The organism is Streptomyces sp. NPDC052225 (genome assembly GCF_040679615.1).
In the GTDB taxonomy this organism is placed as follows: Bacteria; Actinomycetota; Actinomycetes; order Streptomycetales; family Streptomycetaceae; genus Streptomyces.
The window spans coordinates 104,220-117,857 of sequence record NZ_JBFAVD010000001.1; the positions used below are offsets into that span (position 1 = coordinate 104,220).

General features: G+C 72.4%; 14 protein-coding genes. 3 read left to right on the plus strand and 11 right to left on the minus strand.

Annotated elements, in window-relative coordinates:
* Positions 1-53 precede the first annotated feature (53 nt).
* Complete coding sequence (locus AB0L37_RS00505; RefSeq protein WP_365497759.1) at positions 54-683, plus strand: TetR/AcrR family transcriptional regulator; 630 nt, start codon at positions 54-56, stop codon at positions 681-683.
* A 9-nt stretch (positions 684-692) separates the two neighbouring features.
* On the opposite strand, the gene kynU is transcribed toward AB0L37_RS00505, so the two are convergent.
* From kynU to AB0L37_RS00560, 11 genes are all read right to left on the minus strand, one after another.
* Entirely contained in the window at positions 693-1,910 is a 1,218-nt protein-coding gene (gene kynU / locus AB0L37_RS00510; protein WP_365497762.1) for a kynureninase, read from the minus strand.
* Complete coding sequence (locus AB0L37_RS00515; RefSeq protein ID WP_365497765.1) at positions 1,903-2,733, minus strand: tryptophan 2,3-dioxygenase family protein; 831 nt, start codon at positions 2,731-2,733, stop codon at positions 1,903-1,905. The genes kynU and AB0L37_RS00515 overlap by 8 nt, the downstream gene beginning before the upstream one ends.
* A gap of 156 nt (positions 2,734-2,889) precedes the next feature.
* The gene (locus AB0L37_RS00520) at positions 2,890-3,303 is read right to left on the minus strand and encodes a DUF3151 domain-containing protein (RefSeq protein WP_365497768.1); all 414 of its coding nucleotides are present in this window, start codon (positions 3,301-3,303) and stop codon (positions 2,890-2,892) included.
* 19 nt (positions 3,304-3,322) lie between these two features.
* Complete coding sequence (locus tag AB0L37_RS00525) at positions 3,323-4,504, minus strand: aminotransferase class I/II-fold pyridoxal phosphate-dependent enzyme (RefSeq protein ID WP_365497771.1); 1,182 nt, start codon at positions 4,502-4,504, stop codon at positions 3,323-3,325.
* A 75-nt stretch (positions 4,505-4,579) separates the two neighbouring features.
* Complete coding sequence (fbaA, locus tag AB0L37_RS00530; protein ID WP_365497774.1) at positions 4,580-5,611, minus strand: class II fructose-bisphosphate aldolase; 1,032 nt, start codon at positions 5,609-5,611, stop codon at positions 4,580-4,582.
* A 147-nt stretch (positions 5,612-5,758) separates the two neighbouring features.
* Positions 5,759-6,313 carry an orotate phosphoribosyltransferase gene (gene pyrE / locus AB0L37_RS00535; RefSeq protein ID WP_365497777.1) on the minus strand — a complete coding sequence of 185 codons (555 nt, stop codon included), beginning with the start codon at positions 6,311-6,313 and terminating at the stop codon, positions 5,759-5,761.
* A gap of 24 nt (positions 6,314-6,337) precedes the next feature.
* Positions 6,338-7,126, minus strand: coding sequence for an aldose 1-epimerase (locus AB0L37_RS00540; protein WP_365497780.1), 789 nt, complete (start codon positions 7,124-7,126; stop codon positions 6,338-6,340).
* 26 nt (positions 7,127-7,152) lie between these two features.
* Complete coding sequence (locus AB0L37_RS00545; protein ID WP_365497783.1) at positions 7,153-7,950, minus strand: SRPBCC domain-containing protein; 798 nt, start codon at positions 7,948-7,950, stop codon at positions 7,153-7,155.
* Positions 7,951-8,147: 197 nt separating this feature from the next.
* Positions 8,148-9,668 (minus strand): polyamine aminopropyltransferase, encoded by a 1,521-nt coding sequence (locus tag AB0L37_RS00550; RefSeq protein ID WP_365497786.1) that lies wholly within the window; start codon positions 9,666-9,668, stop codon positions 8,148-8,150.
* Positions 9,669-9,795: 127 nt separating this feature from the next.
* Positions 9,796-10,323: a DUF2617 family protein gene (locus AB0L37_RS00555; protein ID WP_365497789.1), complete on the minus strand. Its 528-nt coding sequence runs from the start codon at positions 10,321-10,323 to the stop codon at positions 9,796-9,798.
* Positions 10,324-10,697: 374 nt separating this feature from the next.
* On the minus strand, positions 10,698-11,042 hold the full coding sequence (locus AB0L37_RS00560) for a hypothetical protein (RefSeq protein ID WP_365497792.1): 345 nt from the start codon (positions 11,040-11,042) through the stop codon (positions 10,698-10,700).
* Positions 11,043-11,180: 138 nt separating this feature from the next.
* On the opposite strand from AB0L37_RS00560, the gene AB0L37_RS00565 reads away from it, so the two are divergent.
* Both AB0L37_RS00565 and AB0L37_RS00570 read left to right on the plus strand, forming a co-directional pair.
* Positions 11,181-12,368, plus strand: a complete 1,188-nt coding sequence (locus tag AB0L37_RS00565) for a pyridoxal phosphate-dependent aminotransferase (RefSeq protein ID WP_365497795.1) — start codon at positions 11,181-11,183, stop codon at positions 12,366-12,368.
* Between the two features lie 205 nt (positions 12,369-12,573).
* Positions 12,574-13,635 carry a hypothetical protein gene (locus tag AB0L37_RS00570; protein ID WP_365499155.1) on the plus strand — a complete coding sequence of 354 codons (1,062 nt, stop codon included), beginning with the start codon at positions 12,574-12,576 and terminating at the stop codon, positions 13,633-13,635.
* The last annotated feature ends 3 nt before the right edge of the window (positions 13,636-13,638 follow it).

The window sequence follows — 13,638 nt, forward strand, 5'->3', positions numbered from 1 at the left end:
GATACGCACAGTGACCGCATTAACGGTTCGCCCGTTCCGTTACCCTGGACTTCATGACCGCCGTGAGCAGCGACCCCGCACGCGAACCCGAGCCCGGCACCCTCCGCCCCGGCGGCCGCACCGCCCGGGTCCGCGCCGCCGTGCTCGCCGCCGCCGGTGACGTCCTGGCCGAGCAGGGCTTCGACCGGCTCGACCTCGCCGACATCGCGCGCCGCGCGGACGTCGGCAAGACGACGGTGTACCGGCGCTGGACGTCGCCGACCGGCCTGGTCGCCGACCTGCTCGCCGAGATGGCCGAGGAGTCCCTGCCGCGCTCGGCGACCGGCTCGCTGCGCGGCGACCTGACCGCCAACGCCCGCCTCGTCCAGAAGACCCTGGCCGACCCGCGCCAGGGCCCCCTGTTCCGCGCGGTGATCGCCGCCGCGACGTGCGACGCCCGTACGGCCGAGGCCCTCGCGCGGTTCTACGAAGTGCGGGTCGCGGAGTGGGCGCCGGTGGTCGAAGAGGCCGTCGCCCGGGGCGAGTTGCCCGCGGGCACGGACGCCTCGGACGTCGTACGGGCCGTCTCCGCGCCCCTCTACTACCGGCTTCTGACGACCGGGGCCGCGCCCACCGAGGCGGACGCGGCCCGTGCCGTCGAGGCCGCCCTCGCGGCGGCGGCAGCCGGTGTCTACGTCACCTGAGCCCCTGCGTCACCTGAGGATCTCCGCGAGCACCCGCGCCGCCCGCTCCACGTCCGCGAACCCCAGGTACAGCGGCGTGAACCCGAACCGCAGCACGTCCGGCGCCCGGAAGTCGCCGACGACGCCCGCCGCGATGAGCCGCCCCATCACCTCGCCCGCGTCCGCGCAGCGCAGCGCGATCTGGCTGCCCCGCTCGGCGTGGGCGAGCGGGGTCACGACCTCGACCCGCCCCTCGGGCACGTACGCGGCGACGCACTCCAGGAAGAAGTCCGTCAGCGCGAGCGACTTGGCGCGCACCCCGCCGACCGACACGTCCGGCCGCTGCCACACCTCAAGTGCCGCCTCCAGAGCGAGCATTGACAGGATGTCAGGCGTACCGACCCGTCCGCGTACGGCGCCGTCCGCGGCCTCGTACTCGGGACGCATCCCGAACGGCTCGGCGTGCGAGTTCCACCCCGGCAGCGGCGAGTCGAAGGCGGCCTGATGGCGCTCGGCCACGTAGAGGTACGCGGGCGAACCCGGACCCCCGTTCAGGAACTTGTACGTGCAGCCGACCGCGAGGTCGACCCCGTGCGCGTCGAGCCCGACCGGCAGCGCGCCCGCGCTGTGGCACAGGTCCCACACGGAGACGGCCCCCGCCGCGCGCACAGCGGCCGTCAGTCCGGGCAGGTCGTGCAGGCGCCCGCTGCGGTAGTCGACGTGGTTCAACAGCACAGCGGCCGTACGGGAGTTCAGCGCGTCCGGCACCTCGCCGGGCTGCACGGCGCGTACCTCGCACCCCGTCATCCGCGCGGCCGAAGCGGCGATGTACCCGTCCGTCGGGAAGGTCGCGGCGTCGACGAGGATCTCGTCGCGCCCGGCCCCCGCGAGCCGCACCGCGCCCACAAGAGCCTTGAAGACATTGACACTTGTGGAGTCGCCGACGACGATCTGCCCGGCGGCGGCCCCGACCAGCGGGGCGATCAGATCGCCGATCCGCTCGGGCGCCGTCCACCAGCCGGACTCCGTCCACGACCGGATGCGCAGCTCGCCCCACTGCCGGCGGACGACGTCCTCGACCCGGCCGGGCACGTTCGCGGGCAGCGCGCCCAGCGAGTTCCCGTCGAGGTAGACGCCCGCGGCGTCAGCCGCATGATCGGACACGGTGTCGAGGACGAAGGCCCCGCGTACGCCCGCCAGTTGATCGGCCGAGTCGAGCTCAAGCGCACGCTCGCGCAGATCAGACATGAGACCTCGCCGTCCACAGCTCGGGGAACACGTTCTTCTGCGCCCGCTTCTCCAGCCACGCCACACCGGCCGAGCCACCCGTGCCGGTCTTGGCGCCCATCGCGCGGCGCGTGGCCACCAGATGGTCGTTGCGCCAGCGCCACACCAGCTCGGCGACATCGGTCAACGCCTCGCCCAGGCGGGCCAGTTCGGCGCTCTCGTCACCGGCGTAGAGATCCGTCCACACGGCCTCGACCTCGGGCGACGGCTCGTACTTCTGGGAGACGTCACGGTCGAGGACGGCGCGCGGCACGTCGTACCCGCGGCGGGCGAGCAGCCGCAGCACCTCGTCGTACAGGCTCGGCTCGTGCAGCGCCTTCTCCAGCTCGGCGTGGACGCGCGGTGCGCCCCGGTGCGGCACCAGCATCGACGCCGACTTGTCGCCGAGCAGGAACTCCATGCGCCGGTACATCGCCGACTGGAACCCGGAGCCCTCGCCGAGGGCGGAGCGGTACGAGTTGAACTGGGCGGGGGTGAGCTGCGCCAGCGGGCGCCACGAGTCGTTGAGCGCCTGCAGCTCCCGTACGGACCGCTTGAGCGCGGCCACGGCGGTGGGCACGTCGTCGGCGGCGAGAGCCCGGGCCGCGGTCTCCCACTCGTGCACGATGACGGTGAACCACAGCTCCATCACCTGGGTCGTGACCAGGAAGACCATCTCGCCGGGGTCGTCCGAGCGAAGGTGCTGAAGGTGGGTGAGGACGTCCGCCTGGACGTAGTCCTCGTAGGGCGTGGTGCCCGCGAAGTCGAGATGCGGGGTCGCTGGTGCTTCCGCGTCGTGGGACATCGCTGTCTCCTGTTGCGTACTCCGGGTAGCGGTCCGCCCTGCCGTTACCGGCACGGGGCCCCGGTCCCCACGTGCATCCTCCGCAATCGTCCCCCGAAACGGCAAGGCCCGCCTGATCACACCAGGCGGGCCCTGTGCGGAACGCGGCGAAGAGAACTAGCCGAGCGTCTGCGCGGCCGTCTCCGAGGAGTCCTTCAGGAACGTCGTGCAGCGCTCGTACTCCTCCTGCTCGCCGATGGAGCCGGCGGCGCGGGCCAGGGCGTGCAGGGCGCGCAGGAAGCCGCGGTTCGGCTCGTGCTCCCACGGCACCGGGCCGTGGCCCTTCCAGCCGCTGCGCCGCAGGGCGTCGAGGCCGCGGTGGTAGCCGGTGCGCGCGTACGCGTACGACTCGACGACGCTGCCCCGCTCGAACGCCTCGTCGGCGAGCTGCGCCCAGGCGAGCGAGGAGGTCGGGTACTTCGCGGCGACGTCGGCCGGCGCCGTGCCCGCCGCGAGCAGCTCGCGCGGCTCCGGGTCGTCGGGCAGGTGGGTCGGGGGCGGTCCCCCGAGCAGGTTCTCGTGAAGGCTCATGGGTCCCAGTGTGCCGCGCCTACCGGGCGACCCGGCGCGCGGCCCTGATCAGAGCGTCGATCCCGGCCTCGGCCTTGGACCGCGGGCAGCCGACGTTCAGCCGCACGAACCCTGGTGCCCCGTACGTGCCACCGGGCATCACGGCGACCTTCTCCTCCTCGACCAGGACCCGCTGGAGCTCGCCGTCCTCCTCGATGCCGAGCGGCCGCAGATCGATCCAGGCGAGATACCCGGCCTGCGGCACCCGCCAGCCCAGCTCGGGCAGCCCCGCCGCGAGCTTCTCCTCGACCATCCGCAGGTTCCCGTACGTGTACGCGCGCAGGGCGTCGAGCCACGGCCCGCCCTCGCGGTACGCGGCGATGTGCGCGGTCAGCGACAGCACGGCGGGCGACGCGAGCCCCTCGCCGGTGTCCATCCGCCGGACGAACTCGGCGTGGTCGTCCGGGTCGCCCACGAACCCGTAACTCCCGGTCAGCGCAGGGAAGTTGAAGGCCTTGGTGCCGGAGGTGACGAGCGCCCAGCGCAGCCCGCCCGCACCCGCGTCCGCGTCCGCATACCGCACGAACGGCCGGTGCACGTGCCCGTCGTGCGTGAGATCGGCGTGGATCTCGTCGCTGATGACGGCGACGTCGTACGTGCGCGCGAGGCCGGCCATGCGCCGCAGCTCGGCGTCCGTCCACACCCGCCCGGTCGGGTTGTGCGGCGAGCAGAGCACGAACACCCGGCTGTCGGGGCGCGCCAGCTCCCGCTCCAGGCCCGCCCAGTCGTCGCTCCCGACGGCCCGCAGCTCGCGCCCGAGCCCGGTGACGGCCTTGCGGAACCCGTCGTATGTCGGCGCGTGCAGCACGACGCCGTCGCCCGGCCCGGTCCACATGCGCAGCAGCTGCGAGATCTGGTTGAGCACCGACGGGGCGTACACGAGGCGCTCGGCGTCGACCTCGGTGGCGTACCGGGTGCGGAACCACTCGCGTATCGCACCGCGGAAGTCGTCGTTGCGCCAGTCCGTGTAGCCGAACACGCCATGCGCGACACGGGAGGTGAGGGCACTGAGCACCTGCGGCGCGCACGCGAAGTCCATGTCGGAGATCGTGAACGGCAGCAGGTCGGGCACGGGGAACCGGTCGGTGATGCCGTCCCACTGCACGCACCAGGTGCCGCGCCGGTCGACGGGTATGTCGAAGTCGTACGTCGCTGAAGACATCGGGAGACCTCCGGGCAGGGCACATGACACGGGCCCGGCACCCCGAGGGGACACCGGGCCCGTGCGCGAAGCGGACTACTTGATGCGCGTACCCGTGGAACGCAGGTTGGCGCAGGCCTCGACGATGCGGGCGGTCATGCCCGACTCGGCCTTCTTGCCCCACACGCGCGGGTCGTACGTCTTCTTGTTGCCGACCTCGCCGTCGACCTTCAGGACGCCGTCGTAGTTCTCGAACATGTGGCCCGCGATCGGCCGCGTGAAGGCGTACTGGGTGTCGGTGTCGAGGTTCATCTTCACGACGCCGTTCTCCAGCGCGGTGGTGATCTCCTCGACCGTCGAGCCGGAGCCGCCGTGGAAGACGAAGTCGAACGGCTTCGAGCCGGCCGGCTTGCCGTACTTCGCGGCGATGCCCTCGTTCAGCTCGGCGAGCAGGTCGGGGCGGAGCACGACGTTGCCCGGCTTGTACACGCCGTGCACGTTGCCGAACGACGCGGCGAGCAGGTAGCGGCCCTTCTCGCCCAGGCCCAGGGCCTCGACCGTGCGGATCGCGTCGTCGACCGAGGTGTAGAGGTTGTCGTTGATCTCGTGCGAGACGCCGTCCTCCTCACCACCGGTCGGGGTGATCTCGATCTCCAGGATGATGTTCGCGGCCTTGGCCTTGGCGAGCAGCTCCTGGGCGATCTCCAGGTTGTCGTTCAGCGTCTCGGCCGAGCCGTCCCACATGTGGGACTGGAACAGCGGGTTCTGGCCCTTGGCGACGCGGGCCGCGGAGATCTCGAGGAGCGGGCGCACGTAGCCGTCCAGCTTGCCCTTGGGGCAGTGGTCGGTGTGCAGCGCGATCTTGTTCGGGTAGCGCTCGGCGACGACGTGCGCGAACTCGGCCAGCGCCTGGGCGCCCACGACCATGTCCTTCACGCCCTGGCCCGACAGGTACTCGGCGCCGCCGGTGGAGATCTGGATGATGCCGTCGCTCTCGGCCTCGGCGAAGCCCTGGAGGGCCGCGTTGAGGGTCTGCGTCGACGAGACGTTGATGGCCGGGTAGGCGAACTTCCCCGCCTTGGCCCGGTCGAGCATCTCGTTGTACTGATCCGGGGTTGCGATGGGCATCTGCCGACTCCTCGTAAAGCTCGCGTTTGCGGGGTTTGGGTTGTTGCGCTGGGTGACCCTCACCAAGGGGGTGACATCATCGTCGCCCCCATCTTTCCAGACTTGTGCGAATGCTCCAGTCCGGCGAAAGTCCCGAGCTCTCGGACGTCAGTCGAGACCGAGCTCGTCCTTCGAGAAGGCGAAGAGGTACGGGACGCCCGCGCCCTCGGTGATCTTCTCGGCGGCGCCGGTGGCCCGGTCCACGATCGTCGCGACGCCGACGACCTCGGCCCCCGCCTCGCGCACGGCCTGCACGGCCTCAAGGGGGGAGCCGCCGGTGGTGGATGTGTCCTCGACGACGAGCACGCGGCGGCCCTCGATGTCCGGGCCCTCCACGCGGCGCTGCATGCCGTGCGCCTTCGCGGCCTTGCGGACGACGAACGCGTCGAGCCGCTCGCCCCGGGCCGCGGACGCGTGCAGCATCGCGCCGGCGACGGGGTCGGCGCCCATGGTCAGGCCGCCGACCGCGTCGAACTCCAGGTCCTTCGTGAGGTCGAGCAGCACCTGACCGACGAGCGGGGCGGCCTCCCCGTCGAGGGTGACGCGGCGCAGGTCGACGTAGTAGTCGGCCTCGATCCCGGAGGAGAGCGTCACCTTGCCGTGCACCACGGCCTTGTCCTTGATCTGCTGGAGCAGCGCGTCGCGCACGTCGTTCGAAGTCATGGCCATGAGCTTAAAGGCCGTGTTTCAGAGCCGCTGCCAGGTCCAGGTCGTCGACGCCTCCAGGGGGTCGACCGGCGTCACCAGCCGCGGCGCCGTGTTCAGGCCGTTCGGCGGCCCGGTCTGCGGCTCGACGCACACGGCCGCATCCTGCTCGTCGTAGACGACGACCCACGGCTCGCGGCTCTTCACGTTCACGGCGAGCTCGCCGGGCCAGGTCAGCGTGACGTCGACGCCGTCGGGCATCCCGAAGCAGTCGTCCCACGGCTGCGGCTGTACGTCGATGCGCTTGCCGGTGGGCAGGTGGTCGGCGCCGCGCTCCTCCTGCCAGGCGGCGTCGAAGGCGATCTCCACCGACGCGTCGCCCAGCTGCCGGTTGAACCACGGGTGCCAGCCGACCTGCGCCGGGAACGAGTCGCCGTACGTCTCGACGCCGAGGGTCAGCGTCAGCGCGTCCTCGGTGAGCGAGACGAGCTGCGTGACCCGGCCGGGGTAGGGCCAGGGCTCGGTGAGGTCGTACGTGAAGGCGGCCTCGTTCTCCGAGACGCGCACGGTCGTCCACTCGGCGCTGCGGGCGAAGCCGTGGATGGCGTGCGGCGGCGAGTTCAGCGGCATCTGGTACGTGTGGCCGCCGTTGCGGAACTGCCCGTCGCGAATGCGTCCGCACCACGGCACCATCGGGAAGCAGCCGTAGCGCTCCCCCTGCCGCAGCAGCTCCGTCCCGGCGATCTTGAGGCTGGTCACCCGGCACCCGTTCGCCGGGGCCACGGTCACTTCCGCGTCGCCCGCGGTCAGCGTCGTCTCCTGTGTCGTCACGACCCCTGACCCTATGCGGCGCGGTCCTAGCGGCGCCTGCGCAGGGCCCGGCCGACCACGATCGCCGAGGCGAGCGCGACCGCCGCGGCGGGGGCCGCCCAGCGCAGGGTCGCTCCCGCGGTGGCTCCCTCGGGGGCGGGCACCGGGGCGTAGCGGCCGCGCGGCGGGGCGTGGTCGACCTCCTCGGCACTGCGGCCGATCATGGTCCGCCGGGCGTGCGCGGCGAGCGGCTCCGCCGGGAGCTCGGTGTCCTGGTCGTCGACCTCCACGTCCGCGTCCGCGTCGGCGTCCACAGCCGCGTCCACGTGCACCTCCACCTCCACGTCCTGCATCTCGACGTCGAGGGACGGCGGCGGGATCTCGGTGTCGAAGACGGAAGCGGGCTCGGCGTCCTCCGAACCCGGCTCCTGGCCGGCTGCGCCCAGGTTCCCCGCGAAACGGTTCAGCAGTCGGTGGGCCGCCGATTCCACGGCCTCCTGCGGGAGTTCGGCCACACGGCCGTCGCCGGACGCGGTGCCGGTGAACGTGAGCGTGGAGCCGCCGTCGGCCGCGGCGACCCGGGCGGTGAGCGCGAACTTCACGCCTCCGGTGCCGCGGACCTCGGTGCCGTCACCGGTCACGGCGAACGATCCGTCGGACGCCTCGGCCACGCGGACGCTGCCGCGGTACGTGATGGCGTGGCCGCCGACCCGCACCTTCAGGCGGCCTCCGTCGCCGGCCGCGTCCCGCTGGAACCCGGGCAGCGCCCGGGCCACGCGAAGGGGATCGCAGAGCACCGCCCGCAGGGACTCCGCCGGAACCGGAACGTACACCTCATGCTCCATGTCACCCGAGCGTAGCGACTCCGTCGTGAACGTGGACCCTTCTTCGCCGGGCTGGACGGGTATTCGGTTCGACTGACCGTCCGGTGGGGGCTGGTCGCGCAGTTCCCCGCGCCCCTGGAGGCTTGCGGCTTCGCCGCTTGCCTCCATCGGGGAAATGCGGCCTGCGCAACCAGCCCCCACCGAACCCGCAGACGAAATCAGTAACGCGGGTGCACCAGCGTCGACGGGGCGTACCCAGGGTCAGGTCCCGCCGGGCGCGCCCCCGCAACCTCAGGCACCCCGGGCCACGACCACCCCGCGAGAACGAAACCCGCACCCCCGTCCCCCCGGTACGCCACCACCCGCAACCCCGCGGAGCGAACCGTCGAGGCCACCGTCCAGAAGCGGCGGTCCGGCGCCGGGCCGCCGTGCACCACGACCCGCCCGCGCTCCCCGAGCACCCGCCCCACGAGCCCGTAGAACTCCTGCGAGTACAGCTTCGTACTGGCCGTGCGGCCGGGGTCGGGGAGGTCGCAGATCACCACGTCGTAGGGGCGCACCCGGGCCCGTACGGCACCGCGCAGCCAGCCGAAGACATCACCGGTCGCGACCCGCACCCGCGCATCGCTCAGCGCCCGCCCGTTCAGACCGGTCAGGCCGGGGTCGGTGCGGGCGAGGCGGACCAGGCCGGGGTCGGTGTCGACGACGTCGACGGTGCGCACCCCGCGATGGCGAAGGACCTCGCGCACGGCGAGGCCGTCTCCGCCGCCGAGCACGAGGACCCGCTCGCGCGGTCCGCCGCTGAGGGCGGGGCCGACGAGCGCCGCGTGATAGCGGACGCGCAGCCGGCCGTCGAGGTACAGGTGGACGGGCCGCCCGTGTTCGCCGCCGGTGAGGACGACCTCCTGGTCGGCCGTCTGGACGGCGGCCCTGACGTGCGGCCCGAACATGGCCTGGCGTGCCGCGCGCTCGAAGTCGTCGACGAGGATCCACGCGGTGGCGAGCAGCCCGAGCACGGTCACGTTGGCGATCAGGAGCAGCAGGCGGCCGCGGGCGCTGAGGTCGCGCAGGAACAGGCCGAGGACGAGGGTGCCGCCGGCCACCGCGTTGACCGCGCCGGTCAGCAGCGCCCCGGTCAGCTGTCCGAGGAGGGGCAGGAGGAGGAACGGGAAGGCGAGGCCGCCGACCAGCGCGCCCACGTAGTCAGCGGCGAAGAGGTCGGCGACGGCCCCGCCGGGGTCCTGGCGCCGGATGCGCTGGATGAGGACCATGAGCAGCGGCACCTCGGCGCCGATGAGCACGCCGATGGCCAGGGAGAACGCGACCAGCAGATAGCGCGGGCCCTCCGTCCACGCCCCGCCCCAGTCGCCGGTCCAGGCGAACACCGCGTACAGGGCCATCGCGCTGCATCCGCCGACGAGGGCGAGGGCGGCCTCGACCATGCCGAAGCCGACGGCGGCCCGGTAGCGCAGCCGTTTGGCGGCGAGCGAGCCGAGGCCCATCGCGAAGACCATGACGGAGAGCACGACGGAGGCCTGGGTGACCGAGTCGCCCATCAGGTACGAGGCGAGCGCGACGAGTTCGAGTTCGTAGACCAGGCCGCAGGCCGCGCAGACGAAGACGCCGACGAGGACCAGGAACCGGCCGGTGCCCGGTTTGACCGGCAGCGGAGCCCGGCCCGGTCCGCCGAGGTGCCGTGGGGCCCCTCCGGGCGGGGCGGGCGCGTGCGGTTCGATCACCCTGGAACGCTACGTCACCGTTCGACTCCGCCCCGTCACCCACACGTGTGGAAACGGCGTACCGCACGCATACTCCGCAGGACAAAGCGCCCCAGACAGGGGCCGGTACGGCGGCCCGGGCCAGGGCTCAGAGGGCGGCCCCCGCGGGCACCCGCACACCCACCCGGCTGCGGGTGGCGACGAGTTGACCGTCCTGCGGATAGGCGTGCCAGGTGCGCCAGTGCACCTGCCCGTCGTCGTGCCGCTGGGCGAGCATGGCCGTGAAGGCGTGCGGGCTGCCGGGAAAGACCCCGGCGAGACCGTTCGGATGGTCGGCGACGAGCGCCAGCAACTCCTGCGCCCGCCCCGCGAATTGACCGGCCGTCAATTGTTCGACGCGCGCGGCGAATTCGTACTCCCAGTCGCCGAGGCGTTTGGCGACGCCGAGCGGGAGCGGGGTGCTGCTGCCGGGGATGCAGGCCACGGTCTCCGAACAGCTGCCGTGCTCCTCTTCGAGCAGCACCTGATGGGAGGCGCCGAGGAGTCTCAACTGCAGTTTGGCACCCGCGAGTTCGAGGTCGAGGGTGGCGAGTGCGGGCAAGGGCTCCCGGCCCAGGGCCCAGGCCAGGTCGGCCGCATTCGTGTCGGTGTAGGCGGTGTTCAGGGTCGTGAGCATGGGTCGGCTCCGCAAGCACGCATAAGGAGGTGAGACCGGCTTATGTCAAAGGGACCGGCTCGCGCCCACGCGAACGTGTCGAGTACGTAAGGGTCGGATACATCGATTACGTAGGCCGAGTACGTCGAACGAGGGCTGTTTTTGACGGTTAAAAGGGAATCATGGGCGGTGGCGCCACCACAGCGTTTTTACCCAACTTCGGAGGGTTTCCATCCCCCCGAGGGCTGCACAGCTCAACTGTTCAACTTCCAGGGCCGACTTTCGCGCCCGGCGCACAACTTCCGGGGGGACGACCGGACATGCGTGCGGCCCGCGCGGTCCGACTGCCCCGTGTCAGTCGCCTCCGCGCGGGCCGCACGCCCATGGGTCCGGCGTCAGCTGCCTCCGCCGCACCCCCCGCCACCCCCGCACGACGAGCCTCCGCCGCAGGAGCTGCCGCCACCGCACGAGGAGCTTCCCCCGCACGACGAGTGGTGGTGCCCGGACGACCCGCCCGAATGCCCGGACGACCCGCCCGAACAGGAGACGCCGCCACCGGACGCGGCACCGCCGGCCCACCAGCTGCTGCCGCTGCGGCTCTTGTGCGTCGACGTCCGCCGGTTCTTCCCGGCCTTCCTGGCGTCCCGCGGCGCGAGCGGGTCCCCGCGCCCGCCGGAGGACGCCAGCACGACGACCACGGCGACGACCACGAGTCCTACGACAATCGCTCCTACGATCACGGCACTCACCTGCTTTCACGTTCCCCCGTGCCCCTCGTGTGTCCCCCGAGGGACGCCCCGTGCGGGGCGTGTGAGGGGGATGCCCCTGCCCGCGCGCGGCCAAAGCAGAGTTGAGCAAGTCCAGAGGTTCGGCGCAGGATGGCCGCCATGACCTCCAGCGCGCGCCCTCTGCTCAACCGCCGACTCGCCGAGTTCGGGACGACGATCTTCGCGGAGATGTCCGCGCTGGCCCTGTCCACCGGGTCGATCAACCTCGGCCAGGGCTTCCCCGACACCGACGGCCCCGAAGCGATCAGGGAAGCCGCCGTCCGGGCGCTGCGCGACGGCCGCGGCAACCAGTACCCGCCGGGCCCGGGCGTCCCCGAGCTGCGCACCGCGATCGCGGACCACCAGCAGCGGCGGTACGGGACCCAGCTCGACGCCGACCGCGAGGTCCTCGTCACCGCGGGCGCCACCGAGGCCATCGCGGCGTCGCTGCTCGCGCTGGTCGAGCCCGGCGACGAGGTCATCGCGTTCGAGCCGTACTACGACTCGTACGCGGCGAGCATCGCGCTCGCGGGCGGCACCCGGGTCCCGGTGACGCTCAGGCCCGACGCGGGGGCCTTCCGCCTCGACCTCGACGAGCTGCGCGCCGCGGTCACCCCCCGCACCCGCCTGCTGCTCGTCAACACCCCGCACAACCCGACCGGCACCGTCCTCACCCGCGCCGAGCTGACCGCGATCGCCGAGCTGGCCGTCGAGCGCGACCTGCTCGTCGTCACCGACGAGGTGTACGAGCACCTGACGTTCGGCGCCGCCGAGCACATCCCGCTGGCCACGCTGCCGGGCATGCGCGAGCGCACCGTCACGATCGGCTCGGCGGGCAAGACGTTCTCGTTCACGGGCTGGAAGGTCGGCTGGGTGACGTCGACGCCGGAACTCGTCACAGCAGTCCGCTCGGCCAAGCAGTTCCTCACCTACGTGTCGGCGGGCCCCTTCCAGTACGCGATCGCCGAAGCCCTCACCCTGCCCGACTCCTACTTCGAGGACTTCCGCGCCGACATGACGGCCAAGCGGAACCTGCTCACGGCGGGTCTGCGGGACGCGGGCTTCGAGGTCTTCGAGCCGGCCGGCACCTACTTCGTCACGACCGACATCCGCCCGCTCGACCCGAGCGGCGACGGCTTCGCGTTCTGCCGGGCGCTGCCCGAGCGGTGCGGCGTCGTCGCGATCCCGAACGCCGTGTTCTACGACGACCGGGCGGCCGGGGCGCCCTTCGTACGGTTCGCGTTCTGCAAGCGGGAGTCCGTCCTCACGGAGGCGGTCGGCCGCCTCAAGCAGCTCTAGCACCCGGGGCCCCCCGTCTGGCCGCACCCAACTCGCGGGCGCGGCAGGGACATCGCAGGGTTCGGATGTGACCGAGCCGCACACCAGTGTTCTTGACGCCCCCTCAGGACCCGCCGCCGCCACCGCGGCCCGGGCTCTGCCGCGCCCGTCCGCGTCCGGCGCCGGACGGGCCCTCGCGCTCTTCGCCGCGGCCCGGCTCACCGGCATGCTCGCGGTCGCCGCCGGCGCCTGGCTCACCGGACAGAAGCCGCTCGCGCTGCTCGGCCGCTCCTGGGACTCGCTCTGGTACGAGGGGATCGCCGCGCACGGCTACGGCGTGCGCACGCTGCACTTCGGCGGCGGCGTCGTCCACAGCGACCTCGCCTTCTTCCCCCTCTACCCGGCGCTGATCCGCGCGGTGCACACGGTGCTGCCGCTGAGCACCGGGATGTGCGCCCTGCTCATCGCGTGGGCGGCGACACTGACCGCCGCGCTCGGCATCCACCGGATCGGCTTCCGTCTGCGCGGCAGGACGGTCGCGACGATCCTGGTCGTCCTGTGGGGCCTGCTCCCGCACTCCGTGGTCCTGTCCATGGCGTACACGGAACCCGTGCTCACGGCGCTCGCCGCCTGGTCCCTGTACGCGGTGCTCAGCGGCAGCTGGCTGTGGGCGGGCACGCTCGCCGCGCTCGCCGGCCTGTCCCGGCCGAACGGCTTCGCGGTCGCCGCCGCCGTCCTGTCCACAGCCGCGTACGAGATCGTCCGCCGCCGCGGCCGCGTTCCCCACAGGCTGTGGACGGGCGCACTGCTCGCGCCGCTGGGCTGGGCCTCGTACGTCGTCTGGGTCGGATGGCGCAAGGGCGATCCGCTCGGCGGCTACTTCGCGGTGCAGCGCGGCTGGGGTTCGACCTTCGACCTCGGGGCCGGTTCGGCCCGGTTCGTGAAGAACATGCTGCTGCACGGCGACCGCTTCGTCTTCCCGATGACGCTCCTGATCGTCGCGGCGGCGGTCCTCCTCTACGCGCTCCTGCTCCTGGACCGCGCCCCGCTCCCGCTGATCGCCTACACCGGCGTCCTGCTCCTGATCACGATCGGCGGCTCGGGCTTCTTCGAGTCGAAGCCGCGCTTCCTGCTGCCCGCGTTCCCGCTGCTGCTGCCGCTGGCCTGCGCGCTCGCCCGGACGGCGAGAGCCCGGCCCGCACACGCCGTCCTGGTGACGGCGGTACTGGCCGGGCTCTCCCTGACGTACGGGACGTATCTGATCGTCTACGCCCACACGCCGCTGTGATCT

What these genes read in the sequence shown, in the direction of transcription:
- AB0L37_RS00555 (WP_365497789.1), bottom strand. Translation starts at nt 10,323, where the DNA reads ATGCTCACGACCCTGAACACCGCCTACACCGACACGAATGCGGCCGAC.
- pyrE (WP_365497777.1), bottom strand. Translation starts at nt 6,313, where the DNA reads ATGACTTCGAACGACGTGCGCGACGCGCTGCTCCAGCAGATCAAGGAC.
- AB0L37_RS00520 (WP_365497768.1), bottom strand. Translation starts at nt 3,303, where the DNA reads ATGAGCCTTCACGAGAACCTGCTCGGGGGACCGCCCCCGACCCACCTG.
- kynU (WP_365497762.1), bottom strand. Translation starts at nt 1,910, where the DNA reads ATGTCTGATCTGCGCGAGCGTGCGCTTGAGCTCGACTCGGCCGATCAA.
- AB0L37_RS00565 (WP_365497795.1), top strand. Translation starts at nt 11,181, where the DNA reads ATGGCCGCCATGACCTCCAGCGCGCGCCCTCTGCTCAACCGCCGACTC.
- AB0L37_RS00525 (WP_365497771.1), bottom strand. Translation starts at nt 4,504, where the DNA reads ATGTCTTCAGCGACGTACGACTTCGACATACCCGTCGACCGGCGCGGC.
- AB0L37_RS00505 (WP_365497759.1), top strand. Translation starts at nt 54, where the DNA reads ATGACCGCCGTGAGCAGCGACCCCGCACGCGAACCCGAGCCCGGCACC.
- AB0L37_RS00570 (WP_365499155.1), top strand. Translation starts at nt 12,574, where the DNA reads ATGCTCGCGGTCGCCGCCGGCGCCTGGCTCACCGGACAGAAGCCGCTC.
- fbaA (WP_365497774.1), bottom strand. Translation starts at nt 5,611, where the DNA reads ATGCCCATCGCAACCCCGGATCAGTACAACGAGATGCTCGACCGGGCC.
- AB0L37_RS00515 (WP_365497765.1), bottom strand. Translation starts at nt 2,733, where the DNA reads ATGTCCCACGACGCGGAAGCACCAGCGACCCCGCATCTCGACTTCGCG.
- AB0L37_RS00545 (WP_365497783.1), bottom strand. Translation starts at nt 7,950, where the DNA reads ATGGAGCATGAGGTGTACGTTCCGGTTCCGGCGGAGTCCCTGCGGGCG.